Below are 20,742 nucleotides of genomic sequence, written 5' to 3'. Positions count from 1 at the left end.
CGTAAGCTTTCGCTGGCACGAAGTCATCGCAGAGCAGCATTGCGGCCAGACTGCGCAGCAGCTTTGCCACATTCTTGGGCATCGAAGGGAAAGATGCAAGAATTATGATCAGTCAAAGCGTCCGTGTCGTGATGCTATCCGGCCCGGCGGCGCAACCACCATCCGACTCCGCCACCCATTGCCAAACCAAGGGTTGCAGGCAGCACAAAAACCGACAGCAGAATCGCATACATCACCCCGTCCGCCTGCGACCTGCCCTGCAAGGCAAGCATCAGGCCGATGGCGGCGAATAAATGCGCCGCTGCGAATGCGCCAAAGGCCCGCTTCCAGCCGTTTCGGATCAGAAGCACGCCCAGCAATGCGCCCGCCAAGACGGATGCGAACATAATCAGATAGACGCGTTGTTCCGGCCCCATTACGCAGCCTTTGCCTGCAACCGCGGCAACAGCCCATGCGCCCAGCCAGAGATGGTGCCAGCCCCAAGGCACACCACCATGTCACCGGGTGCAGCGTGTTCGCGCACCAGCGCTTCAAGTTCATCCTCGGTGCTGACAGCATGGACCGAGCGGTGGCCATGCGCCGCAAGCCCTGCCAGCAGATCATCGCGGCTGGCCCCCGGTATCGGGTCTTCTCCGGCCCCATATACGGGCGCGATTCCAACGATATCGGCCTCGTTAAAGCAGGTACAAAACTCCTCGAACAGGCTCGACAGGCGGGTGAAGCGGTGCGGTTGGTGCACGGCAATGACGCGCCCCTGCCCGCCAAGGGCCTGTCGCGCGGCCTTAAGCACGGCTGCAATCTCGACGGGGTGATGACCGTAATCATCAATAATAGTCACACCGCCCACTTCGCCCACACGGGTAAAGCGCCGGTTAACGCCGCCGAATTTGGCAAGGGCGCTGCGGATTTCGGCGCCATTCATGCCCAGATGCCGTGCGACCGCGACGGCCGCCAAAGCGTTTGAGACATTGTGATCGCCCGGCATGGGCAGCGCGCAGCCTTTGATAAGGCGGCGCTCATCCTGAAGGGCGATGTCGAACAGGGCAACGCCCTTTTCATAACGCAGATTAATCGCGCGAATATCAGCCTGCGCGTTAAAGCCAAAGGTCACGACGCGCCGGTCGGTCAGCTTGGCCACAAGCGCCTGAACTTCGGGATGATCGGTGCAGCAGATCGCCAGCCCGTAGAATGGAATGCCCGAGACGAAATCGTAAAATCCTTTGCGCAAGGCGTCAAAATCGCCCCAATGTTCCATATGCTCGGGGTCGATATTGGTCACAATCGCCATCGTAGCGGGCAGACGGTTGAACGAGCCGTCGCTTTCATCCGCCTCGACCACCATCCACTCGCCCGCGCCCGCCCGTGCATTGGACCCGTAAGCATGGATCACGCCGCCATTTATGACAGTCGGGTCCAGCCCGCCTTCGTCCAGCAATGCGGCCACCATCGTGGTGGTTGTTGTTTTGCCATGTGTACCAGCCACAGCGATATTCGAGCGCAGGCGCATCAGTTCGGCCAGCATCTCGGCGCGGCGCACCACTGGCAAGCCAAGGCGGCGCGCCTCCAGAAATTCGGGATTGTCGGGTCTGATCGCAGTGGACACGACGACCACTGCGGCAGGGCCGATATTGTCGGAATGCTGGCCAATGAACACCTCTGCCCCAAGGCTTTCCAGCCTTTCGGTGATCTGGCTGGCCTTTAAGTCAGAGCCTTGGACATGGTAGCCATGTGTCATCAACACCTCGGCAATGCCCGACATACCAATTCCACCAATGCCTATGAAATGTATTGGTCCTATGTCGGTTGGCAGCTTCGTGGCCGGGCTCATGGTGTGTCCTTTCTGGCAAGGGCTTCGACCATCTCGGCCAGCCGCTCGGTTGCATCGGCGCGGCCCGCAGACAGGGCCGACTGCGCCATCGCCTGCGCGGCCCGTGGATTGGTCAGGATGGATTCCAGACTGTCGGCAAGTGCTGGCGCAGTGAAATGCGCTTCGGGAAATACGACTGCGGCATCCACCGATGACAGCATCTTGGCGTTCGCCGCCTGATGATTGGCCGCAGCCGCCGCATAGGGCACCAGCACAGACGGGCGCCCGATTACCGAAATATCAGCCACGGATGAGGCCCCCGCCCGGCTGATAACCAACTGGCATTCGGACAGGCGGCGGGGAATATCGTTGAAGAACGGCGCGATTTCGGCAGCGACGCCACCTGCTTCATAAACGGCCACGACACGCGCGATATCTTCTTCGCGCGCCTGATGCGACACATTGAGGTTGCGCCTGATCTCTTCTGGCAGGGCTGCGATGGCTTCGGGCACCACATCTGACAGGATGCGCGCGCCCTGCGAGCCACCAATCACCAGCAGGTCCATCGGATAATCGCCGGGCGGAATATATCCCGCGCCCGCGCGCTCCAGCACCGCGCCGCGCACGGGGTTGCCGGTGAACTCTGCCTCGATGCCGTCGGGCATTTGCGTGGGCCATGTGCCACAGGCCAGCCGGTTGACCCTGCGCGCAAAAATCTGGTTCACCCGCCCCAGCACACCGTTTTGTTCGTGGATCATGCGCGGCACACGCAAGGCCCATGCCGCCGACAGGGCCGGAATGGTCGGGTAGCCGCCAAAGCCGATCACGGCGCGCGGGCGGTCGATCAGCATTGAGGCACTTGCCGCAAGCACACCAGCCACCAGTCGCAACGGCACCATCACCTTGTCTGCCAGCCCGCCGCGCGCGAATGTTGCGGCCTTGACCTGCTCAACCTTCACCGCCTCAGGAAAGCCGCCCGCATAGCGTGCACCGCGTGTATCGGTCGACAGCTTCACCCGCCACCCCCGCGCCAGCATCGCCTCGGCCAAGGCCTGGGCGGGGAACATATGCCCCCCGGTCCCTCCGGCTGCGATAAGTAGAAGTGGCGGTTTGGCCATTGTTTGCCCCTTAGGAATGCACACGCCGCGACAACATGTCGCCAATTTCGCCTTGCGGCCTTACCCGTGTGAATGCCAGAAGCATACCAATTGCCATGCCGGTCGCAAGCAATGATGACCCCCCATAGGACACGAACGGCAAAGTCATGCCTTTCGACGGCAACAACCGGACCGCAACACCCATGTTAATCATCGCCTGAATCGAGAAGACAACCACGATCCCGGTGCCCGCCAGACGGATAAATGTATCGCGTTCGCGCATCAGCCGAAACAGCGAACGTATCAGGATTGTGGCATATAGCCCGATGATGAACAGCACGAGGATCAGACCGTATTCTTCGGCCGCCACTGCAATGATGAAATCGGTATGCGCATCAGGCAGGTTCCATTTCACGCGCCCCTCGCCCACACCTGTGCCAAAGAAACCCCCTTCGGAGATTGCGTTCTGAGCATAGCCCATCTGGGTGCGCGGATCGACCTCGGCCGTCAGAAAGCCATCGATACGGCGGGCAAAATGCTCGGAATTGTGATAGGCGGTATAGCCCCCTGCCAGCACCACACCTGCAAAGCCCAGCAACAAAAAGATCGGTGCACCGGCGATGAAATACATCACCATCCAGCCAGCCGCGACCAGCGCGGCCTGCCCGAAATCCGGTTGAATAACCAGCAGCGCCAGAACCAGCATCGTAAAGCCCAAGGACAACGCCTGCCCCGGTGGGCCGTTGGGTTCTCGGCCCGCAGCGAACAGCCAAGCGGCAAAAACCGCAAGCATGGGTTTCAGGAATTCGGATGGCTGGAATGACCCAAAGCCAAGGCTGAACCACCGCACGGCACCCTTGCCGAAATCCGTGCCGAAAAACGGCAACAGCATCAGGGCCAGCAATGAAACGAAAAAGCCTAGCACCGCGAAGCGGCGGATACGTTCGGGCGCGCACATTGACAAAAGGATCATCGCCAGCACGCCAAGGATGCCGAAAAATACCTGCCTTTGAACATAGAAAAACGGCGGCAACCCGTTGCGCGTGGCCAGTGGCGGCGAGGCGGCAAGCCCCAGCAACAGCCCGACGGCCATAAGCAGCAGCACTGATGTCAATGTCACCTTGTCTATGGTCCGCCACCACCGCGGGATGACCGGTTCCACCACGCGCGCGGGCGCGGTGCCATATACCATTTCCGTCATGTTACTGCCTCGATCGCACTGCCGGGAATTATTATTATGCCTGTCATTGCCCGTTTTCCGGGTCTGTAAGCGCCAGCCTAACCTGAAACGCCCGTTGATTCCAGCATAATAACGCGCTTGGGCGGCGTGCGGGCCTGTTCAGGATGGCTTGGGCAGAACGGCGCCGACGCCCCTGCTTTAATTCGATACAGGTGGCCCCGCGCGACGGCGCGCCCACTGCGCCCTGCCCCCCTTGGGCGCGGCAAGCAAGGGCAAGGGCACCATGCGGGCCGCGCGGCCCGTCACGATTGCCCGCCCCACGGGCACAAGGCCGACAAGCGCGGGCGCGTCATGATCCAAGCCACCAGTATAGGCCCCGAATGCAGGCAGGATCAAATGATCCGCCCCGATCAGGAATGCAGGCAATCGCTGGCCTGCGATCCGCAATTTCGGATGGTAATGCCCTGAAATATCAGGGCCAAGCGCTGCGATATGGCGCAGGGTCAGTCCGGCGATCTGCGCTTCAGGCACAATGCGGCCCGGCAGATCACCCGGCGCAGGGTCATGGTTGCCTGTGATCCACAGCGCTTCATGCCGGCGGCACATATCTTCAATCAGGGTGCGCGCGTCCCCCAGTTCCGCGATTGCCATATCATCGTCAAAACTGTCGCCCAGACAGATCAGCCGCGCAGCACCACTGGCTGTCAGCTCAGCGTTCAATCGCTCCAACGTGGCGCGGGTTTCAAAGGGCGGCAGCAACGCACCCCCACGCCGCGCCATGCGGGCCGATTTGCCCAAATGCAGGTCCGCAACGATCAACGCGTCCTGAGACGGCCAGAATAGCGCGCCGGAGGGGCGCGCGATAAAGTCCTGCGCTTGGTAGCGAAAGGCACAAATGGTCATGCCAGTGTTTTTCCGTCAACGCCGTCCAGCGTCAAGCCCGCTTCTGCCATCATGCGCGCGGCCTCGTCTTCCAGCAGGCGCGCACTGCCAGCCCCTTTGATGGGAATGCGCCCCGCTTCCAGCATCAGGGGGGCTGCGAAGGGCGTGACATGGGGGGCGATCGAGTGCACAATTTGCGCGCGGGTGCGCAGCATTTCCTCGATCCGCCCGAAATCCGCCAGCCCGCGCATCGCGCTGGCCTGCGTGATCTTTAAGAGCACATGATCGGGGTCATATTTGCGCAAGGTGTCATAAAGGATATCGCTGGAAAATGTCGCCTGCTTGCCGGATTTGCGCGCGCCGGGCAGGTTGCGCTGGATCAGCCCCGCCACTGTGGCGACCGAGCGGAAGCTGCGCTTCATCATGGCATTTTCCGCCAGCCAGTCGTGCAAGCCCGCGCGCAGGCCTTCGGGGTCCAGCAGGGGCGCGGGATCGCGCACCGGCTCCAACCCCCAGATCAGGGTCGCATAATCCGTGGCAACAAAGCCCAATGGGGCCAGCGCATCACGCTCCATCCTATGGGTCAGCAACAGGCCAAGGGTCTGATTGGCGTTGCGCCCCGCAAAGGAATAGAGCGCGAAATACCACCGCCCACCGCGCTGAAAACTCTCGCAGGTCATAGTGCCGGGGTGCGGCAGGCGTGCAACCCTCGCCTGAAGCGCCAGCCAGTCGCGGATATGTGCGGGCAGCGCCCCCCATGCCGCACGGTCCCCGATCAAGGTCAGAACGCGTGCCGACAATTCGGTCGAGGTCGCCATTTTCAAGCCATTGAACACGGCGATCTTGGGTTCTCGCGTGGGTTGGGGTGTCACTTCGACAATCATGTCGCGCAAACGATCATAGCGCACCGTCTGCCCGCCGATCAGGAAGGTGTCGCCGGGGCTGAGCGAGGCGGCAAAACTCTCCTCGATCTGGCCCAAGGGCGCACCACCACGCGGCCCGCGCCGCACGCTCAGCAACTCTGGCGCAACAATGGTGCCGATATTCATACGGATTGCCTTAGCTGCGCGCGGGTCGCGCAGATGCCACAGGCCACCCCGCAAGACCAACCGTTGCCACCGGTCATAGGCGCGCAGCGCATAGCCCCCCGTGGCCGCGAAATCGAGGCAGGCGTCGAAATCCGCGCGCGTCAGGTCCGCATAGGGACCAGCGCTTGTGACCTCGGCAAACAGCGCATCCGCGTCAAGCGGTGCGCCGCAGGCCAGCAGCAGGATATGCTGACACAGCACATCCAGTCCGCCGATAGGTGCGCGCCCGTCGCCATCCAACTCGCCCGCCTCAACCGCTTGCAGCGCGGCGAGACATTCCAGCACCTCAAAGCGGTTGGCCGGTACGATCCGCGCGCGCGAGGGTGTGTCGAAGCGGTGGTTCGCCCGCCCGATACGCTGCACCAGCCGCTTGATGTTCTTGGGCGCGCCAACCTGAATGACCAGATCCACATCGCCCCAATCCAGCCCCAGATCCAGACTGCCCGTCGCCACCACAGCGCGCAACGCGCCATCCGCCATCGCGCCCTCAACGCGCAAACGCGCCTCTTTCGACAGGCTGCCATGATGCAGCCCTATGGCAAGGTTGTCGTCATTCACAGCCCAGAGCGCCTGAAAGAACAGTTCTGCCTGCGCGCGGGTATTGATGAACACCAGCGTCAGGCGCGCGTCTGCAATCGCGCGCAGCACATCGCGCGCGGCATAGGCCCCGCCTGCCCCGGACCACGGCGGCGCAGCCGTGGTGGGCAGCATCGCAATATCGGGCTTGGGGCCGGGGTCCGCCGCGATGAGGTCAGCGCCGCCCATGAATTGCGCCAATGCGGCAGGGTTCTCAACTGTGGCCGACAGCCCTGCCACCTGAATCCGCGGCGCAAGGCTGCGCAACCGTGACAGGCACAGCATTAACTGATCCCCACGCGGCGACTCTGCCAGTGCATGAATTTCGTCGATCACCACCCGCGCCAGCGATCCAAAGATTTTCGGCGCTTCGGGATAGGACAGCATCAGCGCAAGGCTTTCCGGTGTCGTCAGCAGAACCTGCGGCGGGTCCACACGCTGGCGCGCGCGCTGTGTGGCGGATGTATCGCCAGTGCGGTCCTCAACGCGCAAGGACAGCCCCAGATCAGCCACAGGGCGCGCCAGATTGCGGCCAATGTCATGGGTCAGCGCCTTGAGGGGCGAGACATAGAGCGTGTGCAGGCCTGCCCCCATATCGCCCGTGCACGCAGCCGAAAGGGTTGCCAGAAACCCCGCCAGCGTTTTGCCCCCGCCCGTGGGTGCAATCAGCAGGGCATTTCCTGTGGCATGCAGCATCTGCAACTGGTGGGGATGCGGTGCCCAATTCTGCGCCGCGAACCAGCGCGCGAGCGGCGCTGGCAGTTCACTTGTGCAAGTCTGGTCTAAGCCGGGCATTGGTTTTACGTCCCTTATGACAGCCCTTAGGGTAAAGCGGATTGGTGCAATGACAACCAGTTGGGCTTTGGCATCCTGCGCGCGAAATGATAAACAGCACCGCAACGTACCAACCCCAAGTCGGAAACCGCCCTCATGCGCCCATCTGCCCCGTCTGGTCTGCCTTGGAGCGCCTGTGCTCAGTGGCCCTGCTGCGGCGAGACGTTGTGTATCACACTGCGTGTTTCTGCGTGACCACGTGGCTGCATCTAGAGCGGATGGCGGCGGTCGATGCCGCGCTGCGGGCCTGCAACCCCACATCTGTGCTCGACCTCGGCTGTGGCGATGGGGATTTCTTCTTGCGACTGGCCGCGCTGCCGGAAATCACCCGATTGGTGGGCATCGAGATTGACGCAGAGGCCGTTGCCCAGCTGGAAGCACGCCTGCACGCGCAAGACAGCGCCGCGCGCGCCGATGTCAGGCTTGGGTCGTTGCTGTCACCAGACCCGTCATTGACCGGGTTTGATTGTGCCGTGATGATCGAGGTGATCGAGCATCTGGACCCTGCGCATCTGTCCCAGTTGGAGCGGGCGCTGTTTTTGGTGCTGCGTCCGCGCCACATTATCCTGACAACACCAAATGCCGAATTTAACCCGCTGCTGGGCGTGCCCGCGCACCGCTTCCGCCACCCCGGCCACCGCTTTGAATGGACACGCGCACGGTTCCGCGACTGGGGGCGGCGTGTGGCGCGACAAGGCAAGGCGCATGTCGCATTTCACGATATTGGTGGCGCGCATCCTGACTTGGGCGGGGCAAGCCAGATGGCGGTATTTCACATGGACGAATGCTGATTGGCCCTTTCCTTGTAAGAGAGGGCAGATTATCTGCACCGCATGACAGTCAGAGACAGATTTTGGGAAGATATCCCCCTGCGCCAGATGACCAATGAAGAATGGGAAGCGCTGTGCGATGGCTGCGGGCGATGCTGCCTGAACAAACTGGAAGATATCGACACGGACGAGTTGATCTTTACCCGTGTCGCCTGCCGCTTGTTCGATGATACAACCTGCCGCTGCGCCAATTACGCAGAGCGCAAGCGCATCGTGCCGGAATGTGTGGTGCTGACCCCTGACACGTTGAAGGACATCGCCTATTGGATGCCAGAAACCTGCGCCTACCGCCTGTTGCATGACGGCCAGCGCCTGCCCGACTGGCACCCGCTGGTCACGGGCGATCCTGCCTCAACGCTGGCATCGGGCATTTCCATGCTGGGCCGTACTGTGCCCGAACATGCGATTCCGGTTGAGGATTGGGAAGATTACCCGCTGGACGACTGAGGTTTCAGAACTTGCGCAATTGCAATTCGCGCGCGACTTCGGACCGGACCAGCTTGCGGATATTGCGGGTGATCTTCTCGCCCAATTCGCCCTGCAATTCCTGCCGTACGATATGGGCAACAATCTGATACAAGACGCCCTCGTCAATAAGCTCGCCATCTGACGGGTCTGCACGCGCGTCGGGTGTGCGCGATGCACTTGGCTGCACCGAGTTGGCCAAAACCGACTCGAGCCGCGCAAGCGTTGCTTCCAAGGCGCTGTCTTCAAGGCTGCTTTGCAACTCTGCGTCTGATTGCAAGTCTTCAGCTTCAACGGCCTGTACTTCCTCAAAAGGTGCCGCGCTCAGATCAACAGATGGCTCGATATCGGCAGTCGGGGCTTGCGCGGGCGTCGGAAATGGCACCGCGTCGGGAGCTTCTTGCGTGACTTCGGAAATTTGCGAGACAACCGGTCCCGTATCCGTATCGGCAAGCGGGGCTGGGGTGGTCGCAAAACCCTGGTCCTCGCTGGCCGATTGCGCGTCGTCCAAGGCGGGCGCAGCATCATCGACCCGCAGTTCTGATGTCAGAAGCAGTTTGTCATGCGCGGGGCCTTGTTGTTCTTGCGACGCATTGGGGTGAACATCATGCGACACGATCCTGCGGATAGAAGATAAAACATCCTCGATTTCGCGTCGGGACATCGCTTCGGTCATACTGTCTGCCCTTTTGCCACGTGCCTGTCCTAAGTGCCGGTGGCGCGAAATATGCGCCAAGCCGGTCATTAGCAGTGTTGTTTTCGGAAAGTGTAGCGCGGTCTTGACCTTCGCACAATCGTGAACTCATGCGACCGGCGACATCGACCCGATTCCCCCAGCTTGCGCACCCACTCCCGCCCGTCAGTCCCGACCGATCGAGCGCAAGACGCGGTCCAGTGCGTCGCCTTGTGGTGACGACAAGGGCGCGTTGCGCACAGCGTTGAAATACGCCTCAGCGTCATAGGTCGGGATGCCAAGGCCCAGATGCTCGACAGTTAACAGCCCCATCGCGGCCAGAAGGTTATATGTCGCGATTTGCTGAGACGCCTGCGCCTGCAACAGGGTTGTGCGCGCATCCAGCAGGTCAGTTTCGGCATTCAGCACATCCAAAGTGGTGCGTGCACCAAGCCGGGCTTCTTCCCGAGTGCCCTCAAAGGCACTTTCGGACGCGCGCACCTGCTGCTGGCTGGCAGAAATTCGCGCTGTCGCCACATCGACATTCGCCCAAGCCACCGCGACGTTCTGCAAAACCTGCCCGACTGTCTGGTGCAGACCAGAGCGTGCGGCGTCGCGTTGCGCTGTCGCACGGCGGTGCTGCGCATTCAACTGGCCGCCCTGATAAATGGGGCGGGCATAACGCACACCGGCACTTGCTGATGTCATATCGCCTGCCTGACCACCAAATTCCCGTCCAACCGACGCCGTACCGGTCACTGACCCGCTGCGCTCTGCAAGCACGCTTTCGGCACTCAGCTCCGCAGCTGTCACTTCATGCTGGCGCTGCGAAATCAGCGGGTGCGTACGCCGCGCAATGTCTTGTGCAGTTTGCAAGTTGCTCGCCGTACCCGGCAAGGCGGGGGGCGGGCGCAACTGTCCCGGATAATCGCCTGTTACCAGCTTGTAGGATTCGCGCGCAGCCGCAAGATCGCCTTCGGCTGCCGCAAGCTCAGAGCGCGCGGCCGCAAGGCGCGCTTCGGCCAGCGAGACGTCGGTGCGGGTGATCTCACCCAGTTCAAACCGCTCGCGCGCAGCATTCAGTTCTTGGGTAATCACGCGCTGGGTTGCCTGCCGCAACGCGACTGCTTCACTAGAACTGCGCACATCCATATAGGCGGAAACGGCATCCAGCAAAACGTTCTGCTCGATATTGATCAGGGCCTGTCTGGTGGCAAGAACCTGTGCTTTTGCACCCTCTCGAGCAAGCCTTCCTCGGCCAAAATCAATCAACATCAATTCGGCATTCAACCCGAAGCTGAGGGTTGTCAACTGATCGGCGCCCGAGCGCACACTTGTCTGCGCAGTGGTCACGAAATTTACAACGGGCCTAAGCCGTGCAACAGCAATCGCAACATCCTCGTCTGCCACCCGCAGCAATGCGCGGTTCTGCTCCAGCAGGTCCGAACTGCGATAAGCCGCGGCGAAAGTGTCAGCAAGCGATTGCGCCGAGGCGGGCATTGAGAGCAGGCATAAAGCCACCGCAAGTGCCGATAGTTTTCTGATCCGTCTCATTCTTCCTGCCTCTCGAAGCTGATGCTGCCTTGTGGCCGTTTCTTGTTATAATAGCATCTTAAAAGGTAAATTCATGATCCTTGGAAAAACCGGGCAGAACTGGTGCTGCGGCGTTGAAAATATCACGCCAGACGATATGGTCCCCCTTGCGCAGGCCCAAACGGACAACGCCCAGCGCGCCATCCATGAACACAGCCGCGACACGGCCTGCATCTGATAACTGACCAACCAGCGCTTGTGGAAAACTCTCAATGCCCCCTTGCAGGAGTATAACGTCATAAGGCGCGTGTTCCGTCGCGCCTTCGGTCAGTTTTCCTTTGTGCAGCACCACAGTCTCGGACCCGGTCTGCGCAAAGGCCGCTTCTGCCGCACGTGCCAGCGCTTCGTCCTGCTCAACAGCGACGACGGCCTGCGCCATGCGCAAGATCACTGCGGACGAGTAGCCAGTGCCGCACCCGATATCGAGCACAAGATCGTCCGAGGTGATATCCAATGCGTCAATCATCTTGGCCAGCGTGCGTGGATCGAGCAGCACGCGCCCGTCATCAAGGCTGAGGTTCTCGCCGATATACGCCGCCTCGGCCTTGGTGTCGGGCACGAATTTCTCGCGCGGGACATGCAGCATTGAATCAATGATGGGGAATTTCGTGACATCAGACGGGCGCACTTGCGTGTCCACCATGGTCCTGCGGCGAGCGGCGAAATCGGTCATAAACTGAACTCTTCGGTTTAGATGGTCATGCTATAGTCATTGCCACAGAACGGCGCGCCCCGCAACAAGTGAGCGCGCACCGCGCTTTGGTGTGACATCCGACTGTGCTAGGTCTTGCACAATATCATAACGCGAGAGGTGAAAATGAAACTGAATGTCTATCTAGCAGGCGAAATTCATACAGATTGGCGCGACCAGATCATCGCGGGCGCGCAGGGTCTGGCGGTAACGTTTTCTGGCCCCGTTACGGATCATGCGGCATCGGATGATTGCGGTGTGGCGATCTTGGGCAGGGAAGAGCAAAAATTCTGGCATGACCACAAGGGCGCAAAGCTGAATGCCATGCGAACGCGCAAAGCCCTGACTGATGCCGATATCGTTGTTGTTCGATTTGGCGAGCAATACCGCCAGTGGAATGCCGCGTTTGACGCAGGCTTTGCCGCAGCGCTAGGGAAATCCTTGATCGTGCTGCACGGGGCCGACCACCAGCACGCCCTGAAAGAGATTGATGCCGCAGCCCTTGCCGTGGCCGAGACACCCGCACAAGTGGTGCAGATTTTGCGCTATACCCTTGAAGGGGAATTGCCCCAAGGCTCAGCCTGATCTTGTCGCGCAGACCGCATCAAAATTCGGGTTTCACATTCTATTTTCCCGGCTATAGGTAATCACATTTATGTAACCGGGAGAGGATTACCCCATGCTTCAAGAGTTCAAGGCGTTTATTGCCCGTGGCAACGCGATGGATATGGCGGTCGGCATTATCATTGGCGCGGCATTCACCGCGATTGTCACATCGCTGGTGGACGATCTGGTCAACCCGCTGATCGGCATCTTCGTTGGCGGGCTGGATTTCAGCGCGATCAGCTTCGGGCTGGGCGAGGCCCAGTTCATGATCGGAAACTTCATCAATGCCGTGATCAAATTTCTGATCATCGCGTTTGTCGTGTTCTTGATGGTGCGTACCCTCAACAAACTGTCCAAGCTGAACCAGAAAAAAGAAGAGGCCGCAGCCGTCGAAGAAACTGCCGGCCCAACGACCGAGCAGTTGCTGATCGAGATCCGCGACGCGTTGCAAAACCGCTGACGTCAACAAGGGGCGGCCACGGCGGCCCCTTGTTCCTTGCCGACCTTCAGATGTCGATGGCGGTTGTCTTGACGACAGTTCGCAACGCAAATGACGACTGCATCTGCGTCACACTCGGCAACCGGCTAAGATACCGGCGGTGAATGCGTGCAAAATCTTCGGTATCGGCGGCGATGATCTTTAACAGGTAATCCGCAGTACCCGCCATCAGGTGACATTCCAGAATATCGGGGACTCGGGCCACTTCGCGCTCGAACGCGTCCAGTATTTCATCGCTCTGGCCAGAGAGCGTGATCTCGACATAGACTGTTGTCGGGCGACCGATGCGCTTGAGGTCCAGCAGCGCGACATATCCGGCGATCACCCCTTCCCCCTCCAGCCGTTGCACGCGGCGGTGACAGGCCGAGGGCGAGAGGTTGACCAGTTCGGCCAGCTCTGCATTCGTGACCCGGCCCTGCTTTTGCAGAACCCGTAATATCCGGCGGTCTGTCGCGTCTAGCTGCATTGCAGCGCAACCTTTTGCTATAAATGCGTGCATTCTTGCACGTTTCTGCGCCAGAACATGGCCATACAGCGCCAAGTGTCAAGAAATTCCGCCTTGATTTCAGATATTCTACCAATAATGCAATAAGGAGATTCACATGCTGATTGGATGCCCGAGAGAAATCAAACCACAAGAATTTCGCGTGGGCCTGACGCCGAACGCCGCGCAAGAGGCTTGCGCGCATGGCCATCAGGTCATTGTCGAGACGGGCGCAGGCTACGGCTCTGGCTTCACGGATGATGATTATACGGCCGCCGGTGCGCAGATCGTGGACACCGCGACCGAAGTGTTTGACCGCGCCGAGATGATCGTCAAGGTCAAGGAACCGCAAGCCGCAGAGCGCAAGCAATTGCGCGAAGGACAAGTTCTGTTCACCTATCTGCATCTGGCCCCCGACCCTGCCCAGACCCGCGACCTGCTGGATTCCGGCGTGACAGCGATTGCCTATGAAACCGTGACTGACCGCAATGGCGGCCTGCCGCTGCTGGCCCCCATGTCCGAAGTGGCGGGGCGACTGGCGCCGCAAATGGGGGCATGGGCCTTGCAAAAGGCGAATGGCGGGCGCGGTGTGCTGATGGGCGGCGTGCCCGGAGTGCGCCCGGCAAATGTGGTCATCATCGGTGGCGGCGTTGTCGGCACGGCTTCTGCACGGGTGGCCGTGGGTATGGGGGCAAATGTCACCATTCTGGACCGCTCGATCCAGCGCATGTCGTATCTGGACGACATTTTCCATGGTCGCCTGACCACGCAATTCTCGGATTCGGCAGCGATTGCAGAACTGATCCAGCGCGCGGATATGGTGATTGGTGCAGTGCTTATTCCGGGTGCCGCCGCCCCCAAGCTGATAACGCGCGACCAGCTTGCAACCATGCAACCCGGAGCGGTGCTGGTCGATGTTGCCATTGATCAGGGCGGATGTTTCGAGACATCGCACGCAACCACACATCAGGACCCGATCTATGACGTAGATGGAATCCTGCATTATTGCGTCGCCAATATGCCCGGCGCTGTTGCGCGCAGTGCGACCATTGCTTTGGGCAATGCCACCATGCCCTTTATGCTGGCACTGGCGGACAAGGGCTGGCGCAAAGCCTGCGAAGATGACCCGCATCTGCTGGAAGGGTTGAACACACATGCCGGGCATCTGACCTATTATGCTGTCGGCAAGGCACTGGAAATTGATGTGCTGGCCCCGGTCATGGCGCTCAAGCTCTGATCTGTTCCCAATCGCGGCCCTATCGCCCGTCCCTGCAACATGGGGCGGGCGTTTGCATTTGCCGGATTTATCGCGCGTCAGTCAAACTTTATTACATTCAAATCTTGCAATATGTTTTGTGTGGTATATATTCCATTCAGACACAGAAAATGGAGACGCCCCATGCAACCAGAGATTACAGCCTTTTTTGATGAAGCCACCTTCACTGTCACATATGTGGTGCGCGACCCGGAAAGCCAAAAATGCGCAATCGTCGATTCGGTCCTCGATTTCGACTATGCGTCAGGTCACACTGACACACGCTCCGCCGATGCCGTGATCGCTTTTGTGAAAGACAAGGGCTATGAAGTGCAGTGGTTGCTGGAAACCCATGTCCATGCAGACCACCTGTCAGCCGCCCCCTATATCCAACGCGAACTGGGCGGCCAAATCGCGATTGGCGAGAATATCCGTATCGTGCAGGACACCTTTGGCAAGGTCTTTAACGAGGGTACCGAATTTCAGCGCGATGGCAGCCAGTTTGACGCGCTATTTAAGGAAGGCGACAGCTTCCATATCGGCCAGTTGCGCGGCGATGTAATGCACACGCCCGGCCACACGCCCGCCTGTCTGACTTATGTCATTGGCGATGCGGCCTTTGTTGGTGACACGCTGTTCATGCCCGATTTCGGGACTGCACGCTGCGACTTCCCCGGCGGTTCGGCTGATACAATGTGGGATTCGGTGCAGAAAATCCTGTCCCTGCCAGATGAAACACGCATTTTCGTCGGCCATGACTACAAGGCCGAAGGGCGCGACACGTATGCATGGGAAACCACAGTGGGCGACCAGAAGCGTTTGAACAAACATGTCGGCGCTGGCAAATCGAAGGATGATTTCGTTCGTGCCCGCAACGAGCGTGACGCCCAACTGGGTATGCCGCGCCTGATCGTGCCATCGCTACAGGTGAATATGCGCGCAGGCCAGATGCCCCCTGCCGAAGAAAACGGCACAGTCTATCTGAAAGTGCCGGTCAACACGCTCTGATCCCGGTCACAGCACTCAACACGGGCGCGGCAGTCAAGTGCCGCGCCATTTTGCGAACAGGAACACAACAATGATTCAGACGGATTGGATTTGGGGCCTTGTCGGTGGCCTCATGATCGGGACTGCGGCGGCAATTTTTCTGCTGGGCAATGGCCGCATCATGGGGGCAAGCGGCATTATTGGCGGCCTTGTCGATCGCACGGGCCTGAGCACATGGGCCGAGCGCGCAACTTTTCTTGCCGCACTTGTGATTGTGCCCGCGCTGATGCTGCCACTGTATCGTGTCGAGGTATCGACCAACATCACCTCGAATCTCGCGGTGGTCATCGCGGGCGGGCTGCTGGTGGGCCTTGGGACACGGCTGGCAAATGGCTGCACATCCGGGCACGGGGTTTGCGGTATTTCGCGCTTCTCGCTTCGCGGCATTGTAGCGACCGTCTTCTACCTGCTGGCAGGCGGTATCACGATGGTGCTGTTTCGTCATCTTCTGGGGGTAATCTGATGCAGCGTATAGTAATTTCGGCCATCTCGGGCGGGCTGTTCGGGGCGGGGTTGCTGGTGTCGGGCATGACCGACACCAACAAGGTACAAGGCTGGCTGGATGTGTTCGGGGCATGGGACCCTACCTTGGCCTTCGTTCTGGGCGGGGCCATCCTGCCGATGCTGGTGGCATGGCACCTGACGACCAAGCGCGCCGTCTCGCTGGTGGGCAATCCCTTCCCATCCAAGCCCGACCCGCGACTGGGCCATAACCTGATTATCGGCTCGGTGTTGTTCGGCGCGGGGTGGGGGCTTGCCGGGTTATGCCCTGGTCCGGCCATTGCGTCGCTCAGTTGGGGGGGAACTGGCGGGATCGCCTTTATCCTTGCCATGATCGCAGGTATGATGGCGGCACCTGCCCTTCGCCTGCGCATCGATAGAATCGCAGCCATCTGACCGGAGTTTTTCATGGATATCCGCCCTTTGAGCGATGATTACGCCGTCTCACCGCAAATCGCCCCCACAGATGTGGCCGCGATTGCCGAGGCTGGTTACACCACAGTGGTCTGCAACCGCCCCGACGGCGAAATACCGACCGAGTTGCACGCCAACGCCATCCGCGCCGCAGCCGAGGCGGCGGGCCTGAAATTCGTGCTAAATCCGGTCGTGGGCGGGGCAATATCCATCGATAACGTCACCGTACAAGCCGATGCTATGATGAACAGCACTGGGCCCGTGCTGGCCTATTGCGCTTCCGGCAACCGGTCTTCCATCGTCTGGGCGCTTGCACTTGCAGGCAAGCGCCCAACAGATGACCTGATCGCCATTCCCGCCCGCCACGGCTATGGGCTGGAGCCGTTCCGCGCAACGATCAACCAGCTGGCCCAAGCCTGACAACCACAGCTTCAAGACATGGAGGCAAGGGCGCATTGCATTCTTGCCGCTACATGATCAAGGCGCGGTATCGCCCGTATCCTGCGCCTGCTGAGTATCTGTACTGCTGAGCGGCTGTTGCGTATCTTGCGCGCCCCCGTCCATTTCCACGCCATCCGCGGCTGTTGGGGGGGTAAAGGGCGGCTGTGGCGGTTGCACCCACAAGATCGAGGCAGGCAGTGCGAACGACGGCGCAACTGCCCCTGTCGCATCACTCAGATGGCCGGGGTCAGCCGTAAGGCGCACGGCACGCTGCCCGCGCGCCTGCCCCAACCGCCCAATCGCAAGCGCCGACTGGTCGATGCTCTCCAATGTCAGCATTTCAAGCGCCGTGTCTGGCAGACGCAGAATGTCACCAGAGCGCAGGCGCAGCGCTTCGGTCAATGTCAGTTGCACCCGGCACAAGACCGAATTCAGCACCACACCACTGTCGCCAATCACAATCTGCAACCGGTCTTGCCAGTCCTTGTCAGAATCGGTGTCGGTCCCCCCACTTTGGTCCGAAGCGTTTTGCTGCGCTTGGGCAGGGTCCGGCAGAATGACAAACCAGTCCCCCTCCTTCGCGCCAAAGCCCAAGGAAACGCGCAGATGCAGAATGTTGAACTGCCCTTCATCCAGCATCAGCCCCAAGGGGCGCGGATTATCAAGGAATGTGCCGTATCCATAGCCCGATACCATAGGTGCCTGAGGGAGATCCGCACATCGTATCTGTGCAAGCCGCAAAAAGGCGTCCACCATCGGGGCCAGCAACGCCGCATCAGTGCGCGTTGGCTGGCGCTGTGCGACATCGCTTTTGTCGACGCGCCCCGTCGCCTGCGCCTCGACCATTCCGGCCAGCACGACAGGACAGGCCATCAACAGCCCCATCCGCTCGCCCTGCCCTTCCAGCAATGCCAGAAACATACCCGGCTCGGCCAAATCCAACACCTCGGCCAAGGCGCCTTGTCGGATCGTCACGTCCTGAACAACACCGTCAAGCCCCGGACACTCTGCCGACATGCGCCCGAATGCAACGCGCAGTGCGGCAACAAACGCCGCGCGCTCCTGCGCTTGGGCGACGCGGTGCCGTGTTGCCATCTTGGTCAACGCAGTGTCATGCGCCGACTTGTCCATATGCCTTGCGTCTGTCTGGTCTGTCATCGCTCATGCCACCCGTCTTACCTCTACCCTGCCGCAAAAGGGTTAGTAAAAGCTGAACAAGATCAGGTTATGGCACAGGCGGGGGCGCGTGTATCAGATCTGACACGCAGGCAAGGAACGGGTAAACCCTGCAATATCAGTGCGTTTGCGGGCATCGCGCATAGGGGGCCAGTCCTTGGCCACACCGCCCCAATTCCCCGCACTGCCAACGACGACCTTGTCGCGCGCCACAGCTTGCGCGGCGATACGCGCGGCACAACGCAGATTCGTCGGGCCGTCATACAACCCGTTGGGGTGCGACAGATCGCACCCATAATAGCGCGCAGATGTTGGCCATATCTGCAACAAGCCACGATAGCGCCCGCCTGCGCCGGCAGCGTCCGGCCGCCATGTGCTTTCATATCCTGCCAAGCCTGAGAACAGCGCCGTCCAGAACGCCTTGCGCCCCTCGACATCAGCAGTCTCGTATCCGGGGCAGAAGGTATCAATATCCTGCGGAACAGTTGACACCAGCGCGCGCCCGTCTGTTTCCAATGCTGCAAATTTCGCCGCAGTCCAACGCTCTGCCTCTGGGCGGTGATCCCAGCGTGTGGCGACATGCGCCGCGCGCGTCGCCTCGACAGAGGTTTCAGGCGTCGCCAGAGTGCATCCGGCAGTAAAAGCAGCGGCACCGAGGGCAGCCAGCAGCGAAAGCGGCAGGAAACGAGCCATGAGTTTTCCATAGGTAACGCAGCCCCTAACTCGTGCTGCAGCGCGGCGTATGGTTCCGAATCAGGGCGAATGGCAAACCACGCGCACGCGAATGCCCCATCTTCGGCGGGGTTTTGCCGACCCGCCCCCTTGCTGCGCCGTGCTGGCACCGCTAAAACGCCCTGAACACCCCCCGAGAGGATACGCACACACCATGCTGGATTTGAGTTTCGAGCCGCCCAAACCCAAAGTCATCTCTGGCGCGACCGGCGCGTGGGAACTGGTCATCGGGATGGAGATTCACGCGCAGGTGGCCAGCCGGGCCAAGCTGTTTTCAGGCGCATCAACCCGCTTTGGCGTAGAACCCAACGCCAATGTGGCCTTCGTCGATGCGGCCATGCCGGGTATGCTGCCTGTGGTCAATGAATTCTGCATTGAACAGGCCGTGCGCACCGGGCTGGGCCTGAAGGCGCAGATAAATCTGCGCTCTGCCTTTGACCGCAAGAATTACTTTTATCCGGATTTGCCACAGGGCTATCAGATCAGCCAGTTGTATCACCCGCTGGTGGGCGAAGGCGAAGTGCTGGTCGAAATGGGTGCAGGCATTGCGCGAGTGGTGCGGATTGAGCGTATTCATGTCGAACAGGATGCAGGCAAATCGATCCATGACATGGACCCGAACATGTCCTTTGTGGACCTGAACCGCACAGGGGTCGCGCTGATGGAAATCGTCTCGCGCCCCGATATTCGCGGGCCAGAGGAAGCGGCGGCCTTTGTCACCAAGCTGCGCCAGATCCTGCGCTATCTTGGCACCTGCGATGGCAATATGCAAAACGGCAATCTGCGCGCGGATGTGAATGTTTCGGTCTGTCGTCCGGGTCAGTATGAGAAGTACCAAGAGACGCAGGATTTCAGCCACTTGGGCACGCGCTGCGAAATCAAGAACATGAACTCGATGCGCTTCATTCAGGCCGCAATCGAGTATGAGGCCCGCCGCCAGATCGCACTTCTGGAAGACGGCGGCAGTGTGGTGCAGGAAACGCGGCTTTATGACCCTGACAAGGGCGAGACGCGCTCGATGCGGTCCAAGGAAGAGGCGCATGATTACCGCTACTTCCCCTGCCCCGACCTGCTGCCGCTGGAGATTGAACAGGAATGGGTCGATGATATCGAAGCCAGCCTGCCGGAATTGCCCGACGCCAAGAAGGCGCGCTTCATGGGCGATTTCGGGCTGACGGATTACGATGCCTCGGTGCTGACAGCAGATGTCGCCAATGCCGCCTATTTCGAGGCTGTGGCGGCAGAGGCAGGCGATGGCAAGCTGGCCGCCAACTGGGTGATCAATGAATTGTTCGGGCGGCTGAAGAAAGAAGGGCATGACATCAGTGAAAGCCCGGTTTCAAGCGCGCAACTGGCCGGGATCATTGCGCTGATCAAGGCGGGGGATATTTCTGGCAAGATCGCCAAAGACCTGTTCGAGATTGTCTATACCGAAGGCGGTGATCCCGCAGCGATTGTCGAGGAGCGCGGGCTGAAACAGGTCACGGATACAGGGGCGATCGAGACGGCTGTCGACGAAATCATTGCCGCCAACCCCGCACAAGTGGAGAAGGCCAAACAGAACCCCAAACTTGCAGGTTGGTTCGTGGGTCAGGTGATGAAGGCCACAGGCGGCAAGGCAAACCCCGCAGCGGTCAACCAGATCGTGAGTGCGAAGCTGGGACTGTAGCGCCAGGCCTCTGGTCGCGGGAAACTTTGGCCAGAGGCAGGATTTTGAGTATTTTCAGCAAGAAAATGAGCAAACCTGCGGCAGGGTGTCGGGGGACGCCGCGCCAATTGCTGCGCGCAAAGGGGGCGTTTGCCCTTAGCCTGTCTGGGAATAACAAAAAACCGCGCACGGAGGCACGGTTTTCAGATCGAGCAATTGGGGC

22 protein-coding genes are annotated in these 20,742 nt (G+C 60.3%); 10 read left to right on the top strand and 12 right to left on the bottom strand.

Annotation, left to right across the window (positions count from 1 at the left end):
• Nucleotides 1-134: 134 nt before the first annotated feature.
• From BD293_RS04575 to BD293_RS04550, 6 genes are all read right to left on the bottom strand, one after another.
• Nucleotides 135-416, bottom strand: coding sequence for a hypothetical protein (locus BD293_RS04575; protein WP_142080076.1), 282 nt, complete (start codon nt 414-416; stop codon nt 135-137).
• Nucleotides 416-1,828 (bottom strand): UDP-N-acetylmuramate--L-alanine ligase, encoded by a 1,413-nt coding sequence (gene murC, locus BD293_RS04570; RefSeq protein WP_142080075.1) that lies wholly within the window; start codon nt 1,826-1,828, stop codon nt 416-418. Before murC ends, BD293_RS04575 begins: the two co-directional genes overlap by 1 nt.
• Complete coding sequence (locus BD293_RS04565; protein ID WP_142080074.1) at nt 1,825-2,925, bottom strand: UDP-N-acetylglucosamine--N-acetylmuramyl-(pentapeptide) pyrophosphoryl-undecaprenol N-acetylglucosamine transferase; 1,101 nt, start codon at nt 2,923-2,925, stop codon at nt 1,825-1,827. Before BD293_RS04565 ends, murC begins: the two co-directional genes overlap by 4 nt.
• A 10-nt stretch (nt 2,926-2,935) precedes the next feature.
• Nucleotides 2,936-4,105 (bottom strand): FtsW/RodA/SpoVE family cell cycle protein, encoded by a 1,170-nt coding sequence (locus tag BD293_RS04560; protein ID WP_142080073.1) that lies wholly within the window; start codon nt 4,103-4,105, stop codon nt 2,936-2,938.
• Nucleotides 4,106-4,282: 177 nt separating this feature from the next.
• Nucleotides 4,283-4,987, bottom strand: coding sequence for a ligase-associated DNA damage response endonuclease PdeM (pdeM, locus tag BD293_RS04555; RefSeq protein ID WP_142080072.1), 705 nt, complete (start codon nt 4,985-4,987; stop codon nt 4,283-4,285).
• Nucleotides 4,984-7,425 carry a ligase-associated DNA damage response DEXH box helicase gene (locus BD293_RS04550; protein WP_142080071.1) on the bottom strand — a complete coding sequence of 814 codons (2,442 nt, stop codon included), beginning with the start codon at nt 7,423-7,425 and terminating at the stop codon, nt 4,984-4,986. The genes pdeM and BD293_RS04550 overlap by 4 nt, the downstream gene beginning before the upstream one ends.
• A 230-nt stretch (nt 7,426-7,655) precedes the next feature.
• Between BD293_RS04550 and BD293_RS04545 the strand changes: the two genes are divergently transcribed.
• Nucleotides 7,656-8,255, top strand: a complete 600-nt coding sequence (locus BD293_RS04545; RefSeq protein ID WP_142080070.1) for a methyltransferase — start codon at nt 7,656-7,658, stop codon at nt 8,253-8,255.
• A gap of 42 nt (nt 8,256-8,297) precedes the next feature.
• Nucleotides 8,298-8,741, top strand: coding sequence for a YcgN family cysteine cluster protein (locus tag BD293_RS04540; protein WP_142080069.1), 444 nt, complete (start codon nt 8,298-8,300; stop codon nt 8,739-8,741).
• A 4-nt stretch (nt 8,742-8,745) separates the two neighbouring features.
• On the opposite strand, the gene BD293_RS04535 is transcribed toward BD293_RS04540, so the two are convergent.
• From BD293_RS04535 to BD293_RS04525, 3 genes are all read right to left on the bottom strand, one after another.
• The gene (locus BD293_RS04535; protein WP_142080068.1) at nt 8,746-9,435 is read right to left on the bottom strand and encodes a hypothetical protein; all 690 of its coding nucleotides are present in this window, start codon (nt 9,433-9,435) and stop codon (nt 8,746-8,748) included.
• Between the two features lie 183 nt (nt 9,436-9,618).
• Nucleotides 9,619-10,986: a TolC family outer membrane protein gene (locus BD293_RS04530; protein ID WP_211840992.1), complete on the bottom strand. Its 1,368-nt coding sequence runs from the start codon at nt 10,984-10,986 to the stop codon at nt 9,619-9,621.
• 58 nt (nt 10,987-11,044) lie between these two features.
• The gene (locus tag BD293_RS04525) at nt 11,045-11,698 is read right to left on the bottom strand and encodes a protein-L-isoaspartate O-methyltransferase family protein (protein ID WP_142080067.1); all 654 of its coding nucleotides are present in this window, start codon (nt 11,696-11,698) and stop codon (nt 11,045-11,047) included.
• Nucleotides 11,699-11,842: 144 nt separating this feature from the next.
• Here BD293_RS04525 and BD293_RS04520 point away from each other — a divergent pair, with 144 nt between their 5' ends.
• Complete coding sequence (locus BD293_RS04520) at nt 11,843-12,301, top strand: YtoQ family protein (RefSeq protein WP_142080066.1); 459 nt, start codon at nt 11,843-11,845, stop codon at nt 12,299-12,301.
• A 94-nt stretch (nt 12,302-12,395) separates the two neighbouring features.
• The gene (mscL, locus tag BD293_RS04515) at nt 12,396-12,782 is read left to right on the top strand and encodes a large conductance mechanosensitive channel protein MscL (protein WP_142080065.1); all 387 of its coding nucleotides are present in this window, start codon (nt 12,396-12,398) and stop codon (nt 12,780-12,782) included.
• Between the two features lie 46 nt (nt 12,783-12,828).
• On the opposite strand, the gene BD293_RS04510 is transcribed toward mscL, so the two are convergent.
• On the bottom strand, nt 12,829-13,287 hold the full coding sequence (locus BD293_RS04510) for an Lrp/AsnC family transcriptional regulator (protein ID WP_142080064.1): 459 nt from the start codon (nt 13,285-13,287) through the stop codon (nt 12,829-12,831).
• A 136-nt stretch (nt 13,288-13,423) separates the two neighbouring features.
• Here BD293_RS04510 and ald point away from each other — a divergent pair, with 136 nt between their 5' ends.
• The 5 genes from ald (at nt 13,424) to BD293_RS04485 (ending at nt 16,942) form a co-directional block, all read left to right on the top strand.
• Nucleotides 13,424-14,542 carry an alanine dehydrogenase gene (gene ald / locus BD293_RS04505; protein ID WP_142080063.1) on the top strand — a complete coding sequence of 373 codons (1,119 nt, stop codon included), beginning with the start codon at nt 13,424-13,426 and terminating at the stop codon, nt 14,540-14,542.
• A gap of 162 nt (nt 14,543-14,704) precedes the next feature.
• Complete coding sequence (locus tag BD293_RS04500) at nt 14,705-15,568, top strand: MBL fold metallo-hydrolase (RefSeq protein WP_142080062.1); 864 nt, start codon at nt 14,705-14,707, stop codon at nt 15,566-15,568.
• Between the two features lie 73 nt (nt 15,569-15,641).
• Entirely contained in the window at nt 15,642-16,070 is a 429-nt protein-coding gene (locus BD293_RS04495; RefSeq protein ID WP_211841058.1) for a YeeE/YedE family protein, read from the top strand.
• Nucleotides 16,070-16,504, top strand: coding sequence for a DUF6691 family protein (locus BD293_RS04490; RefSeq protein WP_142080060.1), 435 nt, complete (start codon nt 16,070-16,072; stop codon nt 16,502-16,504). The genes BD293_RS04495 and BD293_RS04490 overlap by 1 nt, the downstream gene beginning before the upstream one ends.
• A gap of 12 nt (nt 16,505-16,516) precedes the next feature.
• On the top strand, nt 16,517-16,942 hold the full coding sequence (locus tag BD293_RS04485) for a protein tyrosine phosphatase family protein (RefSeq protein WP_142080059.1): 426 nt from the start codon (nt 16,517-16,519) through the stop codon (nt 16,940-16,942).
• Between the two features lie 57 nt (nt 16,943-16,999).
• On the opposite strand, the gene BD293_RS04480 is transcribed toward BD293_RS04485, so the two are convergent.
• Entirely contained in the window at nt 17,000-18,121 is a 1,122-nt protein-coding gene (locus BD293_RS04480) for a FliM/FliN family flagellar motor switch protein (RefSeq protein WP_142080058.1), read from the bottom strand.
• Nucleotides 18,122-18,214: 93 nt separating this feature from the next.
• Complete coding sequence (locus BD293_RS04475) at nt 18,215-18,832, bottom strand: lysozyme family protein (protein ID WP_142080057.1); 618 nt, start codon at nt 18,830-18,832, stop codon at nt 18,215-18,217.
• Between the two features lie 193 nt (nt 18,833-19,025).
• Between BD293_RS04475 and gatB the strand changes: the two genes are divergently transcribed.
• Nucleotides 19,026-20,540 carry an Asp-tRNA(Asn)/Glu-tRNA(Gln) amidotransferase subunit GatB gene (gene gatB / locus BD293_RS04470; protein WP_142080056.1) on the top strand — a complete coding sequence of 505 codons (1,515 nt, stop codon included), beginning with the start codon at nt 19,026-19,028 and terminating at the stop codon, nt 20,538-20,540.
• The last annotated feature ends 202 nt before the right edge of the window (nt 20,541-20,742 follow it).

Origin of the sequence: Roseinatronobacter monicus, assembly GCF_006716865.1 — a bacterium.
In the GTDB taxonomy this organism is placed as follows: Bacteria; Pseudomonadota; Alphaproteobacteria; order Rhodobacterales; family Rhodobacteraceae; genus Roseinatronobacter; species Roseinatronobacter monicus.
Note: the sequence above shows the minus strand (reverse complement) of the source record. Positions and strands in the feature narration are given on the sequence as shown.

What these genes read in the sequence shown, in the direction of transcription:
- BD293_RS04575 (WP_142080076.1), bottom strand. Translation starts at nt 416, where the DNA reads ATGGGGCCGGAACAACGCGTCTATCTGATTATGTTCGCATCCGTCTTG.
- murC (WP_142080075.1), bottom strand. Translation starts at nt 1,828, where the DNA reads ATGAGCCCGGCCACGAAGCTGCCAACCGACATAGGACCAATACATTTC.
- BD293_RS04565 (WP_142080074.1), bottom strand. Translation starts at nt 2,925, where the DNA reads ATGGCCAAACCGCCACTTCTACTTATCGCAGCCGGAGGGACCGGGGGG.
- BD293_RS04560 (WP_142080073.1), bottom strand. Translation starts at nt 4,105, where the DNA reads ATGACGGAAATGGTATATGGCACCGCGCCCGCGCGCGTGGTGGAACCG.
- pdeM (WP_142080072.1), bottom strand. Translation starts at nt 4,987, where the DNA reads ATGACCATTTGTGCCTTTCGCTACCAAGCGCAGGACTTTATCGCGCGC.
- BD293_RS04550 (WP_142080071.1), bottom strand. Translation starts at nt 7,425, where the DNA reads ATGCCCGGCTTAGACCAGACTTGCACAAGTGAACTGCCAGCGCCGCTC.
- BD293_RS04540 (WP_142080069.1), top strand. Translation starts at nt 8,298, where the DNA reads ATGACAGTCAGAGACAGATTTTGGGAAGATATCCCCCTGCGCCAGATG.
- BD293_RS04535 (WP_142080068.1), bottom strand. Translation starts at nt 9,435, where the DNA reads ATGACCGAAGCGATGTCCCGACGCGAAATCGAGGATGTTTTATCTTCT.
- BD293_RS04530 (WP_211840992.1), bottom strand. Translation starts at nt 10,986, where the DNA reads ATGAGACGGATCAGAAAACTATCGGCACTTGCGGTGGCTTTATGCCTG.
- BD293_RS04525 (WP_142080067.1), bottom strand. Translation starts at nt 11,698, where the DNA reads ATGACCGATTTCGCCGCTCGCCGCAGGACCATGGTGGACACGCAAGTG.
- BD293_RS04520 (WP_142080066.1), top strand. Translation starts at nt 11,843, where the DNA reads ATGAAACTGAATGTCTATCTAGCAGGCGAAATTCATACAGATTGGCGC.
- mscL (WP_142080065.1), top strand. Translation starts at nt 12,396, where the DNA reads ATGCTTCAAGAGTTCAAGGCGTTTATTGCCCGTGGCAACGCGATGGAT.
- BD293_RS04510 (WP_142080064.1), bottom strand. Translation starts at nt 13,287, where the DNA reads ATGCAGCTAGACGCGACAGACCGCCGGATATTACGGGTTCTGCAAAAG.
- ald (WP_142080063.1), top strand. Translation starts at nt 13,424, where the DNA reads ATGCTGATTGGATGCCCGAGAGAAATCAAACCACAAGAATTTCGCGTG.
- BD293_RS04500 (WP_142080062.1), top strand. Translation starts at nt 14,705, where the DNA reads ATGCAACCAGAGATTACAGCCTTTTTTGATGAAGCCACCTTCACTGTC.
- BD293_RS04490 (WP_142080060.1), top strand. Translation starts at nt 16,070, where the DNA reads ATGCAGCGTATAGTAATTTCGGCCATCTCGGGCGGGCTGTTCGGGGCG.
- BD293_RS04485 (WP_142080059.1), top strand. Translation starts at nt 16,517, where the DNA reads ATGGATATCCGCCCTTTGAGCGATGATTACGCCGTCTCACCGCAAATC.
- BD293_RS04480 (WP_142080058.1), bottom strand. Translation starts at nt 18,121, where the DNA reads ATGACAGACCAGACAGACGCAAGGCATATGGACAAGTCGGCGCATGAC.
- BD293_RS04475 (WP_142080057.1), bottom strand. Translation starts at nt 18,832, where the DNA reads ATGGCTCGTTTCCTGCCGCTTTCGCTGCTGGCTGCCCTCGGTGCCGCT.
- gatB (WP_142080056.1), top strand. Translation starts at nt 19,026, where the DNA reads ATGCTGGATTTGAGTTTCGAGCCGCCCAAACCCAAAGTCATCTCTGGC.